At 65.0% G+C, this 17,861-nt stretch carries 17 protein-coding genes; 6 read left to right on the top strand and 11 right to left on the bottom strand.

Annotated elements, in window-relative coordinates; all coding sequences use genetic code 11:
• Positions 1–10: 10 nt before the first annotated feature.
• Entirely contained in the window at positions 11–490 is a 480-nt protein-coding gene (locus tag J2X62_RS04250; protein ID WP_032386402.1) for a DUF6764 family protein, read from the bottom strand.
• 207 nt (positions 491–697) lie between these two features.
• Between J2X62_RS04250 and J2X62_RS04245 the strand changes: the two genes are divergently transcribed.
• Positions 698–1,051, top strand: coding sequence for a VOC family protein (locus J2X62_RS04245; RefSeq protein WP_032366786.1), 354 nt, complete (start codon positions 698–700; stop codon positions 1,049–1,051).
• Here J2X62_RS04245 and J2X62_RS04240 read toward each other — a convergent pair.
• Entirely contained in the window at positions 1,048–1,422 is a 375-nt protein-coding gene (locus tag J2X62_RS04240) for a helix-turn-helix domain-containing protein (RefSeq protein WP_027495770.1), read from the bottom strand. The two genes, J2X62_RS04245 and J2X62_RS04240, sit on opposite strands and share 4 nt — an antisense overlap.
• Positions 1,423–1,536: 114 nt before the next feature.
• Between J2X62_RS04240 and J2X62_RS04235 the strand changes: the two genes are divergently transcribed.
• Both J2X62_RS04235 and J2X62_RS04230 read left to right on the top strand, forming a co-directional pair.
• Positions 1,537–2,391 (top strand): SDR family oxidoreductase, encoded by an 855-nt coding sequence (locus J2X62_RS04235; protein ID WP_310177788.1) that lies wholly within the window; start codon positions 1,537–1,539, stop codon positions 2,389–2,391.
• 34 nt (positions 2,392–2,425) lie between these two features.
• Positions 2,426–3,037, top strand: coding sequence for an FKBP-type peptidyl-prolyl cis-trans isomerase (locus tag J2X62_RS04230; protein WP_094621571.1), 612 nt, complete (start codon positions 2,426–2,428; stop codon positions 3,035–3,037).
• 69 nt (positions 3,038–3,106) lie between these two features.
• On the opposite strand, the gene J2X62_RS04225 is transcribed toward J2X62_RS04230, so the two are convergent.
• Positions 3,107–3,736 (bottom strand): lipocalin family protein, encoded by a 630-nt coding sequence (locus tag J2X62_RS04225; protein WP_094695500.1) that lies wholly within the window; start codon positions 3,734–3,736, stop codon positions 3,107–3,109.
• The gene (locus J2X62_RS04220) at positions 3,733–5,787 is read right to left on the bottom strand and encodes an MMPL family transporter (RefSeq protein ID WP_310179326.1); all 2,055 of its coding nucleotides are present in this window, start codon (positions 5,785–5,787) and stop codon (positions 3,733–3,735) included. The genes J2X62_RS04225 and J2X62_RS04220 overlap by 4 nt, the downstream gene beginning before the upstream one ends.
• 147 nt (positions 5,788–5,934) lie before the next feature.
• On the opposite strand from J2X62_RS04220, the gene J2X62_RS04215 reads away from it, so the two are divergent.
• A complete protein-coding gene (locus J2X62_RS04215) occupies positions 5,935–6,414 on the top strand; it encodes a MarR family winged helix-turn-helix transcriptional regulator (protein WP_032381597.1) in 480 nt (159 codons plus the stop codon).
• Between the two features lie 217 nt (positions 6,415–6,631).
• Complete coding sequence (locus J2X62_RS04210) at positions 6,632–7,033, top strand: STAS domain-containing protein (protein WP_048320598.1); 402 nt, start codon at positions 6,632–6,634, stop codon at positions 7,031–7,033.
• A 143-nt stretch (positions 7,034–7,176) separates the two neighbouring features.
• Here the strand turns inward: J2X62_RS04210 and J2X62_RS04205 are convergent, their stop codons facing one another.
• The 4 genes from J2X62_RS04205 to pruA form a co-directional block, all read right to left on the bottom strand.
• The gene (locus J2X62_RS04205; protein WP_027495777.1) at positions 7,177–7,365 is read right to left on the bottom strand and encodes a hypothetical protein; all 189 of its coding nucleotides are present in this window, start codon (positions 7,363–7,365) and stop codon (positions 7,177–7,179) included.
• 250 nt (positions 7,366–7,615) lie between these two features.
• Positions 7,616–9,580: a DUF222 domain-containing protein gene (locus tag J2X62_RS04200; RefSeq protein WP_310177779.1), complete on the bottom strand. Its 1,965-nt coding sequence runs from the start codon at positions 9,578–9,580 to the stop codon at positions 7,616–7,618.
• A gap of 63 nt (positions 9,581–9,643) precedes the next feature.
• Positions 9,644–10,588, bottom strand: a complete 945-nt coding sequence (locus J2X62_RS04195; RefSeq protein ID WP_032367516.1) for a proline dehydrogenase family protein — start codon at positions 10,586–10,588, stop codon at positions 9,644–9,646.
• Positions 10,585–12,234, bottom strand: a complete 1,650-nt coding sequence (gene pruA, locus J2X62_RS04190; protein WP_027495779.1) for an L-glutamate gamma-semialdehyde dehydrogenase — start codon at positions 12,232–12,234, stop codon at positions 10,585–10,587. Before pruA ends, J2X62_RS04195 begins: the two co-directional genes overlap by 4 nt.
• 100 nt (positions 12,235–12,334) lie before the next feature.
• On the opposite strand from pruA, the gene J2X62_RS04185 reads away from it, so the two are divergent.
• The gene (locus tag J2X62_RS04185; protein ID WP_310177774.1) at positions 12,335–13,906 is read left to right on the top strand and encodes a helix-turn-helix domain-containing protein; all 1,572 of its coding nucleotides are present in this window, start codon (positions 12,335–12,337) and stop codon (positions 13,904–13,906) included.
• Here the strand turns inward: J2X62_RS04185 and J2X62_RS04180 are convergent.
• The 3 genes from J2X62_RS04180 to mmsA form a co-directional block, all read right to left on the bottom strand.
• On the bottom strand, positions 13,891–14,916 hold the full coding sequence (locus J2X62_RS04180; protein ID WP_032367931.1) for a LacI family DNA-binding transcriptional regulator: 1,026 nt from the start codon (positions 14,914–14,916) through the stop codon (positions 13,891–13,893). The genes J2X62_RS04185 and J2X62_RS04180 overlap by 16 nt on opposite strands.
• 73 nt (positions 14,917–14,989) lie before the next feature.
• Positions 14,990–16,318: a multiple monosaccharide ABC transporter permease gene (gene mmsB / locus J2X62_RS04175; protein WP_310177769.1), complete on the bottom strand. Its 1,329-nt coding sequence runs from the start codon at positions 16,316–16,318 to the stop codon at positions 14,990–14,992.
• Positions 16,315–17,853 carry a multiple monosaccharide ABC transporter ATP-binding protein gene (gene mmsA, locus J2X62_RS04170; protein WP_032367932.1) on the bottom strand — a complete coding sequence of 513 codons (1,539 nt, stop codon included), beginning with the start codon at positions 17,851–17,853 and terminating at the stop codon, positions 16,315–16,317. The genes mmsB and mmsA overlap by 4 nt, the downstream gene beginning before the upstream one ends.
• Between the last annotated feature and the right edge of the window lie 8 nt (positions 17,854–17,861).

The raw sequence follows: 17,861 nt of genomic DNA, 5'->3' as shown, positions 1-17,861 counted from the left end.
ACGACGGGCATCAGCCGATGCAGCCCTGCAGGGTGGTGAAGCTTCCGGCGAAGCCGGCACCGTTGCAGGCGGCACCCTCGGGGGTGAGGGTTATCGTCGAGCCCGGCGCAGCCACGGCGATCGACAGTCCGAGGCCGGCCGCAGTGTTCTGCGCGATGGCACCGGGACCGAAGGCGATCGCAGCAGGCGCGCCGCCGAAGCCGGCGTTGCTGACGGCAGTTCCGCCGTTGAGACCGAGGGCCAGTGCCGCCGCGTTGTTCATCGCCTCCGCCGAGCCCCATCCCTCGAGGCCGACTCCTGCTGCGGCACTTGCGCCGTCTGCGGAGCTGTCGCACTGTGAACCTCCGACGAGCGCGGCGACGTCGGCCCCTCCGGGTGCCGTGGTGCAGGCGACCGGTGCGGCCGAGGCCGTGCCGGGCACCAGGGCCGCGAAGGTACAGGCGAATCCGAATGCTGCCGCTCCGCCGAGAATTCTCTTGGTATGGAACATGGTCGATGCCTCCAAGATTTGGCGCAGGCACCGGGCGTGCCGCGCTCCTGCGGTTGCCGGATCGACATGCTCGTGCGCCCCGACGACCTTCCTCGAGTGTTACCCCGTAGCGACGCGCTCAGAGATCCGCATGGTCACGAGTGCATCTCGGTATGATCACAGCGCGGTAAACAGCGTTCCCCCACCCTCGGTGCTTACGATGGCTCCATGATCGGACGTATCGACGAGGTCGTATTCGACTGCACGGAACCGGCTGTGCTGGCCCGATTCTGGGCGGGTGTGCTCGGTGGTCAGCCCGTCGTGCGCGACGACTCGTGGCATTTCGTCGATGTTCCCGGGTTCACCCGGATGGCGTTCCAGCGAGTGCCCGAGGGTAAGTCCGGCAAGAATCGACTACATCTCGACGTGGACGTTCCCAGCATCGACGTTGCCGTCGAGCAGGCAGTAGGTCTGGGTGCGACGGCGGTGGGGGACCGGCACACCAGTGCGGCCGGGTCGTTCCAGGTGCTACTCGACCCCGAGGGCAACGAATGGTGTGTAGTGACGCCCCCAGCTGACTAGCGGGCGTCGTGCTCGGCGCGTGCTTCGAGCACGGCAGGCATCGAGCCCTCGATCAGTTCGATGAGGTCGGTCAACCGTGATCCGACCTCACGTCCGAGCGGGGTGAGGCTGTATTCGACCTTGGGCGGGATGGTCTCGAGCACGGTACGCACGATGAGGCCGTCGCGTTCGAGGGTCTGCAGCGTCTGTGCCAACATTCGCTCGCTGACGCCGTCGACGCGTCGGCGCAGGGCATTGAATCGGTAGTCGCTTTCGGTGAGGGCCGCCAGGACGAGCACTCCCCACCTGCTCGTCGCGTTCTGCAGCGTCTGCCGTGACCCGCATTCCCGTGCGAAGACGGATGCTTCGAGAGATTCGACGGCCTCGGACATTTCTCCATGTTAGCGCAGGCCGTACCGGCAGCGCTAAATTTTGATGTTGCACTGCACGAAAAGTAAGTGCATGATGAAACGGAACTTGATACTTCAACCTCGGGAGCGTTTTCCATGACCACAGCCATCACCGGAGCGACAGGCAATCTCGGCGGGCTCGTCGTCGCCGCACTCATCGATCGCGGCGTCGCGCCTGCCGACATCGTCGCCGTCGTACGCAACGCCGACAAGGCGGCCGCACTCGCCGATCGCGGTGTGGTGGTGCGGGTGGCCGACTACAGCGACACCGACGCGCTGACGTCTGCGTTCGCAGGTGTCGAGAAGGTGCTGTTGATCTCGGGATCGGAGGTCGGTCAGCGAATTGCTCAGCACAACAACGTCATCGACGCCGCCGAGGCAGCCGGAGTGGGCCTCGTTGCATACACGAGCGTGCTCGCTGCCGACACCTCCGGCATCAGCCTTGCGCCGGAGCACAAGGCCACCGAAGAGCGATTGACGGCCTCGCCGATTCCTGCTGTGTTTCTGCGTAACGGCTGGTACTGGGAGAACTACCTGGGCTCGCTCGGCCAGGCCATCGACAGTGGAGTGTGGCTTGGTGCAGGCGGGAACGGCAGGATCGCCGCTGCCTCACGCGCCGATTACGCCGCCGCTGCCGCGGCTGTGCTGACTCTCGAGAACCAGGGCGGGAAGATCTACGAGCTCGGCGGGGACGAGCGCCTGACCTATGCCGAACTCGCGGACGTTCTCGCCGGCATCTCCGGGAAGCCGGTCGTCTACAAGGACGTCACCGAGTCGGAGTACGCCTCGATTCTTCAGGGCGCAGGACTGCCCGATTTCGTGGCGACCATGCTGGCGAGCGCGGATGCCGGTATCTCCCGCGGGGAACTCGACACCGATTCCGGTGACCTGCAGGCATTGATCGGCCGCGCGTCCGCCCCGGTCGCCGAGGTGTTCCGCTCCGCGATCTGACGGGATACACGGGGCCCCGTATGCCACTTGTAGCGTGGGCCCCGTGAAACTCACCTCGACCCGCACCCTGTTCCTGGCCGCCACCACCTCACTCGTCCTGTTGACGGGTGCATGCAGTTCCGACTCGGATTCTGGGACGACGCAGACGACGTCCTCGGCGACGTCCTCCACCGATGCGACGGCTTCGAGTAGCTGCCCCACGGGCACACCCGACCCGTCGGCCACCCCGGAGTGGACACTGGCAGGCGACACCGGCAGCATCGCCGTCACCGGATCGACGGATACAGCGGCCCCGGCCGTCGACGTCGAAGCCCCGTTCAGCGTCGCCGAGACGCAGGTGAAAACGCTGAAGGCCGGGGACGGCCCGATCGTCGCCGACGACGCGAACGTGTCCGTCTGCTACCTGGGCGTCAACGGACGCGACGGATCGACGTTCGACAGCAGTTTCGAGCGCGGCGCACCGGTCGAGTTCCCACTGACCGGCGTGGTGGCGGGCTTCCAGAAAGCCATCGCCGGACAGACCGTCGGCTCGACCGTCGCCGTAGCGGTGACGTCGGCCGACGGTTACGCGACCGGCAATCCGGCAGCCGGAATCGAGCAGGGCGACAGCCTGATCTTCGCTATCTCGATCCTGTCCGCGAGCTGAGTGCCTCCGGCAGTGGCGTGGTTATAAGCCCTCTGCGGCACATAACCACGCCACTGCGGCTCCGCCGCACTACACGGTCGAGAGCTGCTGAATCGTCGTCGCGCCGCCCGGGGTGGGCGTCGTGGTGATGAAGTTGGAGTCGTAACCCAGCGATTCGACGACGCTGCGGATCTCGCGGAACTGCTCGACGCTGACGTCGGGCGTGCGCTTGAGCACGAATCCGGACGTGCGGCTGGGGCTTCCGACGAACGCCCACGAGTAGTCGTCTGCGATGTAGGCCACGATGTAGTTGGTCGGCCCCTCCTGGCTCTCCTGCGTGGGGACGCCCGGGAAGCTCACGTGCAGTTGGGCTTTGGTGACGGTGTCGTTGACCCGAGCATTGCCGACGATGCGGTTCTCACCGCCGGTCCAGGTGGTGCAGGTGTTCTCGACGCGAATGTTGAATTCGTCGATCATCTGGTAGTTCGCCTGCGTGTCACGGGCGCAGATCAGGTTGAACGGCTGCGGCACCGCGGCAACCTGGTTCCACGTGCCCAGGTACCGTTCGACATCGAGTGACGGGATCGGAGCCAGTGGCTCGAGACCGACCGACCCCAGAGGGCCGACCGGTTGCGCTTGCGCCGGGGCCGCGCCGAGCAGGGCACCTGCGGCGACTGCTCCTGCAATTGCGGTGCGGCTCAACATCGTACGTACCTTCATGAATTTCGCTCCTTGGTTGCGGTCGTCTCGTTGTCGATCGTGCTCGGCCACCAAATCCCCGGGCCGATGAGGGTGAACAGGGCGGGAATCACGACGGTGCGTACCACGAAGGTGTCGAGCAGAATGCCGAGGCCGACGATGATTCCCAACTGGGTGAGGGTGATCAGCGGTAGGACGCCGAGGACGCAGAACACTGCTGCCAGAACGATTCCCGCGCTGGTGATGACGCCGCCGGTGGCCGAGACCGCCCGCACGATCGCAGATCTGGTGCCGTGCCGAACCGTCTCCTCCCGGGTCCGCGTGACCAGGAAGATGGTGTAGTCGACACCGAGGGCGACGAGAAACAGGAACGCGAACAGGGGAGTGTTGTCGTCGAGCGCGGGAAAGCCGAAGACGTGCAGACTCACCCAGCTACCGATACCGATGGCGGCCACGGCACTCAGGACCGTGGTGGCGACGAGAATTAACGGTGCGACGACGGCGCGAAGCAGTATCAACAGCACGAGTAGGACGACCGCCAGGATCGCCGGTATCACCACGATCCGATCGCGGGCGGCAGCGTCGGTGGTGTCGAGTGCTTTGGCGTCGCTGCCGCCGACTCGTGCGTCGTCGACACCCGCAAGGGCGGACCGAAGGTTCTCCACGACGGTGAAGGATTCGTCGGAGGCGGGGGCAGCGTCGGTGACCACCGACAGCCGGGTCAGTCCGGTACCGGAATCAGCGACCCGATCCACCGAGACGACGCCGTCGACGTCCCGGACGGTGGCGACGACGCCGTCGATATCCGAGGTGGGTGCGAGAACCGTGATCGGGTCTGCGGATCCGGCCGGAAAGTGTTGCGAGAGAGTGTCGAATCCTTCGACGGATTCGGCGGTCACCCGGAATTGCTCGGTCTGCGACAGCCCGATCTGTGTGCCGACCAAGGCCGCGCAGCAGGCGAGCAATACGGCGATGGTGATGGAGGCGGTCGCCACCGGACGACGAGCGACACCGGCGGCCACCGAATGCCAGACGCCCTCGGTGGTGGTATCGCGATTGGACGGCTTGGGGACGAAGGGCCAGAACAACTTCGGGCCGCACAGTGCCAACAACGGAGGCAGTACGAACAGCACGAACACCGATGCGACGACGAGGCCGGCCGCGGCCAGCGCTCCCAAGCTGCGAGTGCTGGGGAGGATGGCCAGCAACAGAGTCAGCAGTGCGAGGACAACGGTGGCATTGCTGGCGAGGATGGCCGGTCCCGCGTTCCGGACGGCGTGGCGCAACGCGAGCCGGTGATCGGACTCGCGGCGGAGTTCCTCGCGGTAACGAGAGATCAGCAGCAGGGCGTAATTGGTGCCTGCGCCGAACACGAGCACGCTGGTGATCCCCGAGGTCGAGCCGTCGAACGACAGCCCGGTCGCCTCGGCGAGGGCCGTGCCGACGGTGGAGGCGAACCGATCGGCGAAACCGATGACGGCAAGCGGAACCAACCACAGAATGGGCGATCGATAAGTGGCGATGAGGAGCACTGCCACCACGAGTGCGGTGACGGCGAGCAACGTGAAATTGGCCCCGGAGAACGAGTTGGCGATGTCCGCTCCGAATGCCGGCCCGCCGGTGACCTGGGCGTTGAGATCGGACGGTAGGCCGACCGTCGCCGCGGATCGGAGGCTTGTGATCAGGTCGTTCAGGGTGAAGCCGGACAGTTCCGAGTTCACCTGAACGAACGCGATTGCGGCCTTCCCGTCCGGTGCGACGATCGGAGGGGGTCCAGGTTCGTCGGTCACCGACCGGTCGACGGTGAGCAGCCTGGCCTGCGCAGCAGCGGCTGCCTCGATATCGGCCGGGGTCAGGTCACCGCCATCGACGCGGCTCAGAACGAGGATCACCGGTGCGGTGTCGGAGTCCGGGAACTGGGAGAGCAGCTCGTCCACCTGGTACGACTCGGCGGATGTCGGCAAGGAGTTCGGCGACTGACCGGCAGAATCGTTGCTACCGACGAGCCCGATCACGGCAATCGAGAGAATCAGAATGGCGAGGGCGAGCGCCCACGATCGACGATGCGTCACGGCCGCGGCGATGCGGTCCCAGGCTGCGGTGGTCTCGGTACGGGTGCTGTCCACGAAGAAACAATCTCATTTACTTAGATATTAAGCAACTGAATCTCTTGTGGGCAGTAGTCTGACCATGACCGCAGCGAAGGAGTTACCACCGCCATGACCGACCGAAACCACCTCGAATCCGCGATATCGGCGGACCTTCGGGCGCTGTCATCGGTGTCGGAACAGATCGGTCAGGTATTCGGTGCGTTGCACAGCTTGCGGCCCAACGACTTTCGCGCTCTGCTGCATGTGATGGTCGCCGACGTCGAGGGTGCGCCCCTCACCGCGGGTGAGCTCGGCACGATGCTCGGACTGTCGTCCGCGGCGATGACGTATCTGGTGGAGCGGATGATCGCGTCCGGTCATATTCGACGCGAATCCGACGCGTCGGACCGACGTAAAGTCATACTTCGCTACGACGAGCACGGTATGGAGGTTGCTCGCGGGTTCTTCGGACCACTGGGAGCGCGCACCAGCGCTGCGCTCGAGGACCTACCGGATTCGGATCTCGACGCTGCCCACCGAGTGTTCGAAGCGCTCATCGGAGCCATGCGCGAGCATCACGCCGACCTGGGAAACAGCACCCGCTCGTAGCCCGCGTTCGCATCGGGATGTTCGAACCGCTGGTGGGGGCCCGCATTGTGCCAATGCTGGACTCCGAGCGTGCCGGTGCCGTAGGGTTGGCCGTGGTTGAGCTAACAGCCGGTCACGGGGAAACGCAGCGAAGTGTGCGCCCGGGTCAGGCGAAGAATTCTGCTCCCGTTGCGTAGATCGGTTTCCCCTTCAGTTCGACCGATCGATGGGATCTGCCATGAGTGTTGAATCACGAGGCAACAAAGTTCGAACCACTTCGGTGAGCGTCGCGGAGAAGTCCGTGTCCGTTGCAGCAACCGGAGCCATCTTCACCGCGCACGACGGCACCGACGGTTCACTCGTCGTCGCCGTCCACGGCGACATCGACATGCTCAGCGCGCCGATGTTCTCCGATTTCGTCTGCAGTCGCGTGTCCAGCAAACGGCATCTGACTCTCGACCTGTCCAATGTCGAGTTCTTCGGCATCGCCGGACTCACCGTCTTCGATGCAGTTCGTGAATACACGGCTGGGATCGGTGCTTCGTGGTCGATCGTGGCAAGCCGATCGGTGACCCGCCTGCTGCAGGTTGCCGACCTCGAGTCGACGATTCCGACCTCCCGACCGACGACCGACCAATAGAACTGGCGGCGACATCGCCGCGACAAGAGGTGGGCAGCTCCTGCACAGGGGCTGCCCACTGTCGTTTGCCGTCCCCCCGCACAACGATCGGGCGGTCCCGCGAATCACTGGGACCGCCCGATTGTCGTGTGAAAGCACAAGGTCTAGTCCTTGGTGCCTTCCGAGTCGCTGAAGAATGCCCAGTCGCCGTCGTGCTCGACTTCGAGGCGCCAGCCCAGCTCCTCGTTGTCGGCGCGGCTGTCCTTGAACCAGGCGTGCGCGTCCTCGGAACTGGTGATGTCCTTGGTGGCGACGACGGTTCCGTGCGGGTCGATAACTCTGTAATTTGCCATGCGGTGAGGGTGCCCCGATGTTGCGCAACCTAACCCAGCCGCATTACCGGCACAGCCGCTACGAGAAGTGGAAGCCAGTGCCGCGCACTCCCGGACAGAGCTGGGTAGAAGGCGGGGCTGGGTAGTAAGGCCGGGTTGTCTTGGAGGCCGGGCTGTGTGGGGACGGCCGGGCTGTGTGGGGACGGCCGGGCTGTGTGGGAGGCGAGGCTGTGTTGAAGGCAGAGCTGTGCCGTGGTGGTGGTGTGGGTCGTCATGCGGGTTTTCGTGGTTCTTCGTCGCCGGTGTCGCCGGTGTCGCGGGTGTTATCGCTGTGGTGGTCGGGTGGGTACAGGACTTCCTCGGGGTGGTGTGCGTGGTTGATCAGCCCGCGGCGTGTGGGGTCCATTCCGGCGGGTGGGTGCCACAGGGTGCGGCCCGGATAGCGATGTCCTGCTGTGGTTTTGGTGGTGGCCCACTTTCCGGGTCCGGTGCCGACGAGTGCGTGGTGCATGTCGCAGGCGAAGGTGAGGGAGTCGATGTCGGTGGGTCCGCCCTCGACCCAGTCGTCGAGGTGATGTGACTGGCACCAGGTCGCGGGGCGGGTGCAGGAGGGGAAGCTGCAGCCGCGGTCGCGGGCGATGAGGACGATGCGTTGGTCGGCGGAGGCGATGCGTTTGGATCGGCCGAGGTAGAGGGCTCTGCCGTTGTCGTCGAAGATGGTGAGGTAGTGGTGGGCGTGCGAGGCCATGCGGATGGCGTCGCGGATCGAGACGCGGGATCCGGTGGCGGTCATAGCGTAGCCGCAGCCTGATTCGAGATTGTTCAAACTCATGGTGACGATGGCGGTGACGGGCAGCCCGCGATGGGTGCCGAGCGTGCCGGAGGCGAGGGTGTGCCGGAGCGCCATCTTCAGGGCATCGTGACGGCGTTCGTTCTGGGTGCGTCGATCACGCGCGGCGGCAGCATCACGAGCAGCGGTGTCCGATGCGTCGGCGTCGGCTTGGCCGCCGGGTTCAGCAGCGCTGTCGGAGCCGGCATCGTCGTTGGTGTCATTGGTGTCATTGGTGTCGTTGGTGTCGTTGGTGTCGTTGGGTGTGCTGTGTGGCGTTGTGCCGCAACCACAATCGCTGCTGTCGGCGCACTCACCCTCACCGCGGCCGTCGCCACTGCGGTCGTCGCCACTGCGGTCGTCGTGACCGTAGAAGTTGGCACCGTTGTCGTCGGTCCCATCCCACAGGTATTCGTCATGCGATCGAGCATCGCTGGATCCTGCCTCGTCGGGCATCGGCCCGGGCTTTGGCGTAGCCGCACTGCCGTCCCCGCCGCCGTCCCCGCCGCCGTCCCCGTCCTCGCCGCCGCCGTCCTCGTCCTCGTCCTCGTCCCAGCCGCCGTCCTCGTCGCCGGTGGTCTCATCCTCGTGGACGATCGATGTCGGGTCTGCAGGATTGTTCACACCGGGTTTCGCGGCTTTCGAGAACAGGGCTTCGAGGTAGGCGCGTAGTTCGGAGTCGACGCAGAACTTTCCCTCGGACATTCCGTCGGAACCCTGCTCACCGAGGTAGAAGAACGCATCCCGTTTCCGTGGCCTCGGCTTTGCGTTCTTGTCTTCGTCTTCGTTCTCGTCGACGTCGCCGTCGGGGTCGAGGATCGAGTCAAGGTGCGCGACCAGTGGTGCGAAGTCGTCGGGCCGTCTGGTCGAGGCGAGACCCACCAACTGCTGTTCGGCGCGATCCCGAGTTTGCGGATCGACACTCGACGGCAGATGCTTGAAGAATTCGCGGATCATCTGCACGTGCTGGGCATCGAGCAATCCCGCCCGCACCGCTGCAGCGGTGTGCGGCAACAACGGAGGCAGCACTTCGCCGGACAATGCGGTGCGGTCACCCAACTCCGCGGCCAGACGTACTCGCGCCCCGGCCGCGCGTGGGGTGATTCGCAGCATCCATGCCACCGAGCACGGCACCGAACCCGGATAGACGTCGAGGCCGTGTTGTGCGATCAGTTCGTTGAGCCAGGTGTGCGAGTACGCCGTCACAGACCGCGACACAGTGTCCATGCGTTGGATCACCGCACGCCGGTCGGCGTTCGACCACGCCACCGACGCCTGCCCCGCCAACTCGGCGACCGCCGACTCCACCGCGTCGACCAACCCCGCCAAGACAGGGTCGGACACGTCAGGGGCAGGCGGCACCGTCTCGATGCCGTCCACCCCTGATCCGCCGTCCCCCGAAAGCATGAACAGAATCTACCGCGACCCACCGACACACTTTCGAACACACGTTCGCCGATCCGAGTGAAGTCAGTTGCGAGAGAGCAGCGACCGCGCGAAGAACATGAGGTTGGCCGGCCGCTCTGCGAGTCTGCGCATGAAGTAGCCGTACCACTGCTCTCCGTAGGGCACGTAGACACGCACGTGCTGGCCGGCGTCGACCAGTCGTCGTTGTTCCTGGTCGCGGATTCCGAACAGCATCTGGAACTCGAAGTCGGCTGCGGACCGTCCGGCGTTCGCGGCGAGCCGCTCCGCCGCCTCGATCATCTCGGGATCGTGGGAGGCGACCATGGGGTAGCCGCTGCCGTTCATCAGCACTTCCAGGCACCGTAGGTAGGAGTCCGAAACGTCCCGTGCACTCTGGAACGCCACCGACGCGGGCTCGTTGTACGCGCCCTTGCACAGTCGGATGCGAGATCTCGGTCCGGACAGTTCTCGGCAGTCGGCCTCGGTTCGTTTCAGGTACGCCTGCAGCACCGTGCCGAGATCGGGAAAGTCCTGCCGCAGTTCGCGCACGATGGACAGGGTCGAGTCGGTGGTGGTGTGGTCCTCGGCGTCGACGGTCACCCACACTCCCGCCGCTGTTGCCGCGGTACAGATTTCGCGCGCGTTCTCGAGCGCCAGCGTCCGGTCGATTCCCTGACCGAGGGCCGAGAGTTTGAGCGATACCTCGAGCGCGGTCTCGGCGGTACTACGCGTCGAAAAGCGTTGTATCAGTGACAGGTACGACTGAACGGTGGCTGTCGCCTGCGCGCGGTCGGTGGTGTCCTCGCCCAGATAGTCCACCGAGACGAATCGTCCCGACGCCAGCAGGGCATCGACGGCGGTGACCACGGCGGGCTCCGATTCACCGGCGACGAAGCGGTCGACGAGCGATCGGGTGGCACGCAGCCGCGTCACGGTGGCCTGCAATTTCGGTGAGCGTGCGGCCGCCAGCAGAGCCGGCCGCAGTGGGTTGCTCAGCACTGTGGTCATCGTGTGCCCTCGCCTTCCTGATGGGGGTAGCCGTGTGCGGTCGGCGGGACGAACGTTTCCTTGACCGTGCGTGCCGATGCCCAGCGCAACAGGTTCTGCGGTGAGCCGGCCTTGTCGTTGGTACCCGACGCACGCGCTCCGCCGAACGGTTGCTGACCGACGACCGCGCCGGTGGGCTTGTCGTTGACGTAGAAGTTTCCGGCGGCGAATCGCAGTGCCGAATGGGCCTGCTCGACGGCCGTGCGATCGGTGGCGATGACGGCACCGGTCAGTGCGTACTTCGATCCGGTGTCGACGGTGCGCAGTACGTCGGCATAGGCGTCGGGCCGGTTGTCGTCGTAGACGTGCACGGCCAGAATGGGGCCGAAGTACTCGGTGGTGAAGGCTTCGTCGGTGGGATCGTCGCCGAGAAGGACCGTGGGAGAAACGAAGTACCCTTCCGTGTCGTCGCACGTTCCACCGGCGGCGATGGTCAGGCCGGTCACGGATTTCGCGCGGTCGAGCGCTGCTGCGTTGCGGTCGAACGCCTTTCGGTCGATGACGGCACCGCCGTAGTTCGACAGGTCGGTGACGTCGCCGTACTTCAGGGCCGACACCTGCTCGATGAACGTCTCACCCATGCGAGCCCACAGCGACTTCGGCACGAATGCCCGCGAAGCGGCCGAGCACTTCTGCCCCTGGAAGTCGAAGGCACCGCGAATCATGGCCGTGGTCAACACGTCCGGATCGGCCGAGCTATGCGCGACTACGAAATCCTTGCCGCCGGTCTCGCCGACGAGCCGCGGGTAGGAGTGGTAGTTCGAGATGTTGTTGCCGACCTCGCGCCACAGCGTCTGGAAGGTCGCAGTGGATCCGGTGAAGTGGATGCCCGCCAGGCGTGGATCGGCCAGGGCTACTTCGGAGACCATCGGACCGTCGCCGAGGACGAGGTTGATCACTCCCGGCGGCAGACCTGCCGCCTCGAGGAGCTGCAGCGTCAGGTACGCGGCAACTGCCTGGGTGGGAGACGGCTTCCACAGCACCGTGTTGCCCATCAGTGCAGGCGCTGTGGGCAGGTTGCCGGCGATGGCGGTGAAGTTGAACGGTGTGATCGCGTAGACGAAACCCTCGAGCGGGCGGTACTCGACGCGATTCCACACGCCCGGGGCCGACACCGGCTGATCGGCGAGGATCTGTCGTGCGAACGCGACATTGAACCGCCAGAAGTCGATCAGCTCGCACGGTGCGTCGATCTCGGCCTGGTAGGCCGACTTGGACTGCCCGAGCATCGTTGCGGCAGCGATCCTTTCGCGCCACGGACCCGACAGCAGATCGGCCGCGCGCAGGAACACTGCAGCTCGCTCGTCGAACGGAAGATCGCGCCAGGCCGGTGCAGCTGCGGTCGCTGCGGAGATCGCGTCCTGCACGTCCCGGTGCGTTGCCTCGGCGAAGCTACCGATGACCGAGGCGTGCCTATGGGGTTCGACCACATCGGTATCGGTGCCGGCGGCGTCGCGGTGGACACCGCCGATCACCTGATGGATGCGGACGGGGTTCGCACGTAGTTCGTCCAAGCGGATGCGCAGCCTGGCGCGCTCGGCGCTTCCGGGGGCATAGGTGTTGACCGGCTCGTTGACCGGGGTGGGAACTGATGTGACCGCGTCCATGGTGACTCCTCGCACTCGGGTGTGTGCTGCTCATTGAAGTCGCCTCGACGTCCCGTTCAATCAGCTCATCGGCCAAAGAATTCGTGGTGTACTTGTCCGCATGGCCAATACTGTGACGCTGCGGTCTCTGCTGACGTCGCTGCACAGCGCCGTGGTCGAGCTCGTGGTCGCGCCGGCGGGAACCGGGATCGCCGTCGAGTCCGTGGCCCTGCTCGACGGCGACGACCTTCGTCGACCACCGGGAACGGCTGCCGATCTGACCCTGCTGGTCGGCGTCACCGAGACCGATGCGCTGCGGTGGTTCGACGATCTGGCGTTGCGTCCGGTGGTCGACAGGCCCCTTGCGGTGCTGACCAAGGTGGCCGACTCGACCGCGTTGGCCCACGTCGCCCGAGAGACCGGAATCGCCTTGGTCGCGGTACACCACCAGACCCGCTGGGAACTGCTGCTGTCGACGATGCGCGGGGTCCTCGATCAGTCCCGCTCACCGGCCTCGGACGACGGGCTGTTCGGAGCGGACACCGATCTGTACGAATTGGCGCAGACGGTTGCGTCCTTGACCAAGGGCATGGTGAGCATCGAGGACGAGCGCTCGCACGTATTGGCGTACTCGGCATCGGACGACTCGGCCGACGAGTTGCGGACCCTGTCGATCCTGGGGCGAGAGGGACCGGCCGACTACCTTCGTCGTCTGCACGAGCGTGGGGTGTTCGATCGACTCCGCCGTACCGACGACGTCATCGACGTGCCAGCCGATGCCGAACTCGGTATTCGTCGACGCCTTGCCGTCGGGATACGTCGAATCAGTGGCGCAGCAACGACTCTGGGAACGATCTGGGTTCAGGAGGGCGCGCGTCCGCTGTCGGTGGACGCCGATGCGGTGTTGCGCGGAGCGTCGGCGGTCGCCGCCCGGCTGATCACCCGCATCGCGAACGCCCCGACCAACGAGGCGCTGCAGATTCAGCGACTGCTCGGCGCGCGGGGTGGCGGCGTGGACATTCCGTCGCTGGCCGCGGCGCTGTCGATTCCGACCACGGGAACGGCCGCGGTCGTCGGATTCGCCGCCTGTGGTGAATTCGACATCACTGGTCTGGCTCCGTCGATCCGGTTGCACGCCAGCGCATTCAGGCGAGACTCGCTGGTGACCGTCATCGGCGAGAGAATCTACGTACTGTTCTCCGGAGCTGCGTCGGGGACGGCGATTCCGGTGTGGACCGCAGATGCCGTGTCGCGCATCGAGACTCGAACCGGACTGTGCTTGCGCGCTGCGGTGGCCGCGCCGATCGCCGATCTCGACGGGGTGGCCGCAGCCCGGTTCGAGGTCGACCGAGTATTGGACGCGACCACCGGCGACGTTCGGGTCACCACACTCGCAGAGTCGAGAACGTCTGTGCTGCTGGGCGAGATCGTCGACATCATCTCGAATCACGAGCAGTTACGGGACCCGCGGATCGCGGCGCTGGATCGGTACGACGCCACCCACGACGGCGCGATGCGAGAGAGTCTCGAGACGTACCTGGCCTGCTTCGGTGACGTGCGTGCCGCAGCGGAGAGGCTGCACATCCACCCGAACACGGTGCGTTACCGCATCCGACGCGTCGAGCAGATTCTGGAGTTGGATCTGTCGGATCCGGACGCGCGGTTGTTGGTGGAGATTCAGCTACGGATGTGAGCGTCACGGGCCTCGGCAGTGCTGGACCGGATCACCAGGCTCGGCTCGATGCGCGAGCGCCGGGTGCTGCGGTTGCCGGAATCGATTTGGGCCAACAGTATTTCGACACTGCGGATGCCGACCTCGCTGAATTCCTGACGGATCGTCGTCAGGGGAGGGGAGAAGAACTCCGCGTCGGGAACGTCGTCGAAACCGACCACGCTGACGTCCGTCGGAACTTTTCGGCCGTGCACTTCGAGGGCGCGCAACACCCCGAGAGCCATCGCATCGTTTCCGGCGAACACCGCTGTGACATCCGGGTTCTCGGCCAATCGGCAGCCGGCCTCGAAGCCGGACTTCGCGGTCCAGTCGCCGGCGAGAACGAGTGGCGGTTCGACACCGGCCTGCTCGTGGGCCGAGCGCCACCCGATGACGCGATCGGCCGCCTCGTACCACCCCGAGGGGCCTGCGACGTGCCAGACGGCGCGGTGACCGAGTGAGAGCAGATGTGTGGTGGCGGATTGCGCGCCGGCGACCTGATCGACCGAGACAACCGCCAGATCGCCTTCCGGCGATCCTTCGACGGCCACCAGTGGCAGTTCGGCGGCCAACTCGGCGATGTCGCCGCCGTCGGTGCTCAACGGCGCGATGACGACGACGCCGTCGACGCCCTGCTTCTGCAACCTGCGCACGCAGGTGCTGATCGCCACCTCGTCGAACGAGGTGGGGACGCCGACGACGACGGAGTATCCGGCCTGTCGTGCAGCCTGTTCGACGCTGTAGAGCGTCGACACCGGCCCGTACAGAGCGTTGCCGGTGCCGACGATCCCGATGGTGCTGCTGCGGCCGGTGACCAGAGCGCGAGCTGCGGTGTTCGGCCGGTAGCCGAGCTCCGCGATCGCCTGCTCGACCCTCGTTCTGGTCGCCTCGGTGACGTTGGGATGGCCGTTGATGACCCGAGAGACGGTCTGGTGGGACACACCCGCGAGCCGAGCGACGTCGGTCATGGCCGGTCCGCGGGTCGGCGTCATCGCACGCATCCTCCTTCGCTGGTCGAACACCATCTCAGCATGCCCGGACCGGATCGGCGCGTCACCGCCCGGATCACGTCGTTTTCGTCATCGATGCAGAGGTCGGCGGTGCCGGCTTTCCGGGCTCGCCGGGGGAGAACATCTCAGCGGGTACTGGTACGCCCAGGTAACTGGTGGGAGACGCGGCTTTGTCTCCCTTGCCGCCCTTACCGCTCGCCGCACGACGCTTGGTCCAGATGTCGAACGCCACGGCGGCGAGCAGCACCAGACCCTTCACCAATTGCACTCTCTCGCTGGGTGATCCGATCAGCGACATGCCGCTGTTGATCACGGCGATGATGAGTCCACCGGTCAGCGCGCCGACGATGCGGCCGACGCCGCCCTGTACGGCTGCGCCACCGATGAACGCCGCCGCGATGGCGTCGAGCTCGAAGCCGTTGCCCGCAGTAGGACCGGCCTGGTTGAGGCGTCCGGCGAAGATGATTCCGGCCAGAGCCGAGAGGACACCCATGTTGACGAAGATCCAGAACGTGACCGGCTTGACCTTGATACCGGACAGGGACGCGGCGTGAATGTTGCCGCCGATGGCGTACACGTGCCGACCGAATACGGTCTTGCCGGCCAACGTCGAGTAACCCATGACCAACACGGCGAGCAGGATCAGCACGTACGGCAGGTTCTTGAAACGAGCCAACTGGACGGCGATCGCAAGCACGAGAGTGGCGGCGAACGCCATCTTGATCAGGAACAGCGGCATCGCGTCCACGGTCTGGCCGTACTTCTGCCGGCCCGTTCGAGAACGCCACTGGCTGAACACGATTCCAGCGACCGCGAGAATCGCGACGAGCAACGTGAAGATGTCCGCCCCACCCAATGGCCCGAGTCCCACATTGCCCATGAAGCCGGGCAGGAAGCCGTTGGACAGTGTGCGTACCGGTCCGGGGAACGGCCCGATGCCCTGGTTGCCGAGGACGATGAGAGTCACCGCGCGGAAGACGAGCATTCCGGCGAGGGTGACGATGAACGCGGGAATGCCGAAGTACGCGACCCAATAACCCTGCCAGGCACCGATCAGGCCGCCGACGATCAACGTGATCAGCACCGCCAGTGGCCACGGCACGTTCTGTTGGACCATGAGGACACCGGCGATGGCTCCGGTGGCCGCCACCACCGATCCGACGGACAGGTCGATATGGCCGGCGATGATGATGACGACCATGCCGATGGCCAGAATGAGAATGTACGAGTTCTGCACCACCATGTTGCTGATGTTCTGCGGCACCAACAGCTGACCTCCGGTCAGCACGGTGAAGAGCACGATGATCAGCGCGAACGCGATGAAGATTCCGCTCTGTCGGAGGTTTCGCGTGAGCAGCCCCCGAACGGTCGACAGCTGGTTCATCGAAGTACTCCTGTTCCACGGGTCATGAGATGCATGAGAGATTCCTGGGTTGCGTCCTCGCGGTCGACCTCACCGGTGATCCGGCCGGCGGACAGCGCGTAGATCCGGTCGCACAGACCGAGAAGTTCCGGAAGTTCGGACGAGATCACCAGCACTGCCTTTCCGGCGTCGGCGAGTTGGTTGATGATCGAATAGATTTCGAATTTCGCGCCGACGTCGATTCCTCGCGTCGGTTCGTCGAGGATGAGCACATCGGGATCGCTGAAAATCCATTTGCTCAGCACGACTTTCTGCTGATTGCCGCCGGAGAGTTTGCCGACCACGGCGGAGACGTTCGGTGCCTTGATGTTCATGCTCTTGCGGAAGCCCTCGGCGACCTTGTATTCCTGGTTGGCGTCGACGAAGCCTCCCGTCACCAACTTGTCCAGCGCCGCGGTGGAGATGTTGCGCTTGATGTCGTCGATCAGGTTCAGCCCGTACCGTTTCCGGTCCTCGGTGGCGTACGCGATGCCGTGATGGATGGCATCGTTGACGGACTTGACGTGAATTTCCTTGCCGTACTTGTAGAGCCGTCCCGAGATGTCGATCCCGTAGCTTCGGCCGAAGACGCTCATGGCCAACTCGGTACGGCCGGCACCCATCAATCCGGCGAGGCCGACGATCTCACCGCGCCGCAGCGTGAGGTTCGCCTTGTCGACGACGGTTCGGCCCTGCTGGGTCGGACTGTGCACGGTCCAGTCCTCGATGCGCAGAACTTCCTCTCCCACAGTCGATTCGTGGGGCGGAAACCGGTGCTCGAGATCGCGGCCGACCATCAGTGAGATGATGCGATCCTCGGTGACGTCCGGGTCTCGCATGTCCAGCGTCTTGATGGTCTTGCCGTCCCGAATGATCGTGGTCCGGTCGGCAATGGCCGCGATCTCGTTGAGCTTGTGCGAGATGATCACGCACGTGATGCCCTCGTCCCGTAGACCGCGCAACAGATCCAGCAGATGTGCGGAGTCGGAATCGTTGAGTGCCGCAGTGGGTTCGTCGAGAATGAGCAGGGTCACGTCCTTGGACAGTGCCTTGGCGATCTCGACGAGTTGCTGCTTGCCGACGCCGAGATCGCTCACGACGTTGACGGGATTCTCCCGCAGCCCTACCCGGTTCAGTAGGGCTGCGGCCTCGGAATTCGTTCGGTTCCAGTCGATAAACCCGCGCTTGGACCGCTCGTTGCCGAGAAAGATGTTCTCGGCAATGGAGAGATGCGGACTCAACGCGAGTTCCTGATGGATGATGACGATGCCCTCGGCCTCGCTACTCCGGATGTCGGAGAACGAGCACTCTCGACCGTCGAACACGATGTCGCCGTCGAATGTGTCGTGCGCGTACACACCCGACAACACCTTCATGAGCGTCGACTTGCCTGCTCCGTTCTCGCCGCAGATCGCGTGGATCTCGCCGCGATTCACCGAGAGAGTGACATCCTGTAGCGCCTTGACGCCGGGAAATGTTTTGGTGATGCCGCGCATCTCCAGAATCGGGCTCGTCATCGCCGAAC

Origin of the sequence: Rhodococcus sp. 3258, assembly GCF_031456475.1 — a bacterium.
Classification (GTDB): domain Bacteria; phylum Actinomycetota; class Actinomycetes; order Mycobacteriales; family Mycobacteriaceae; genus Rhodococcoides; species Rhodococcoides fascians.
Note: the sequence above shows the minus strand (reverse complement) of the source record. Positions and strands in the feature narration are given on the sequence as shown.

Coding starts and splice junctions, on each gene's coding strand:
- J2X62_RS04200 (WP_310177779.1), bottom strand. CDS start 9,580: ATGCTTTCGGGGGACGGCGGATCAGGGGTGGACGGCATCGAGACGGTG.
- J2X62_RS04235 (WP_310177788.1), top strand. CDS start 1,537: ATGACCACAGCCATCACCGGAGCGACAGGCAATCTCGGCGGGCTCGTC.
- J2X62_RS04250 (WP_032386402.1), bottom strand. CDS start 490: ATGTTCCATACCAAGAGAATTCTCGGCGGAGCGGCAGCATTCGGATTC.
- J2X62_RS04195 (WP_032367516.1), bottom strand. CDS start 10,588: ATGACCACAGTGCTGAGCAACCCACTGCGGCCGGCTCTGCTGGCGGCC.
- J2X62_RS04225 (WP_094695500.1), bottom strand. CDS start 3,736: ATGAAGGTACGTACGATGTTGAGCCGCACCGCAATTGCAGGAGCAGTC.
- mmsB (WP_310177769.1), bottom strand. CDS start 16,318: ATGAACCAGCTGTCGACCGTTCGGGGGCTGCTCACGCGAAACCTCCGA.
- J2X62_RS04210 (WP_048320598.1), top strand. CDS start 6,632: ATGAGTGTTGAATCACGAGGCAACAAAGTTCGAACCACTTCGGTGAGC.
- J2X62_RS04240 (WP_027495770.1), bottom strand. CDS start 1,422: ATGTCCGAGGCCGTCGAATCTCTCGAAGCATCCGTCTTCGCACGGGAA.
- J2X62_RS04180 (WP_032367931.1), bottom strand. CDS start 14,916: ATGACGCCGACCCGCGGACCGGCCATGACCGACGTCGCTCGGCTCGCG.
- pruA (WP_027495779.1), bottom strand. CDS start 12,234: ATGGACGCGGTCACATCAGTTCCCACCCCGGTCAACGAGCCGGTCAAC.
- J2X62_RS04245 (WP_032366786.1), top strand. CDS start 698: ATGATCGGACGTATCGACGAGGTCGTATTCGACTGCACGGAACCGGCT.
- mmsA (WP_032367932.1), bottom strand. CDS start 17,853: ATGACGAGCCCGATTCTGGAGATGCGCGGCATCACCAAAACATTTCCC.
- J2X62_RS04215 (WP_032381597.1), top strand. CDS start 5,935: ATGACCGACCGAAACCACCTCGAATCCGCGATATCGGCGGACCTTCGG.
- J2X62_RS04205 (WP_027495777.1), bottom strand. CDS start 7,365: ATGGCAAATTACAGAGTTATCGACCCGCACGGAACCGTCGTCGCCACC.
- J2X62_RS04185 (WP_310177774.1), top strand. CDS start 12,335: ATGGCCAATACTGTGACGCTGCGGTCTCTGCTGACGTCGCTGCACAGC.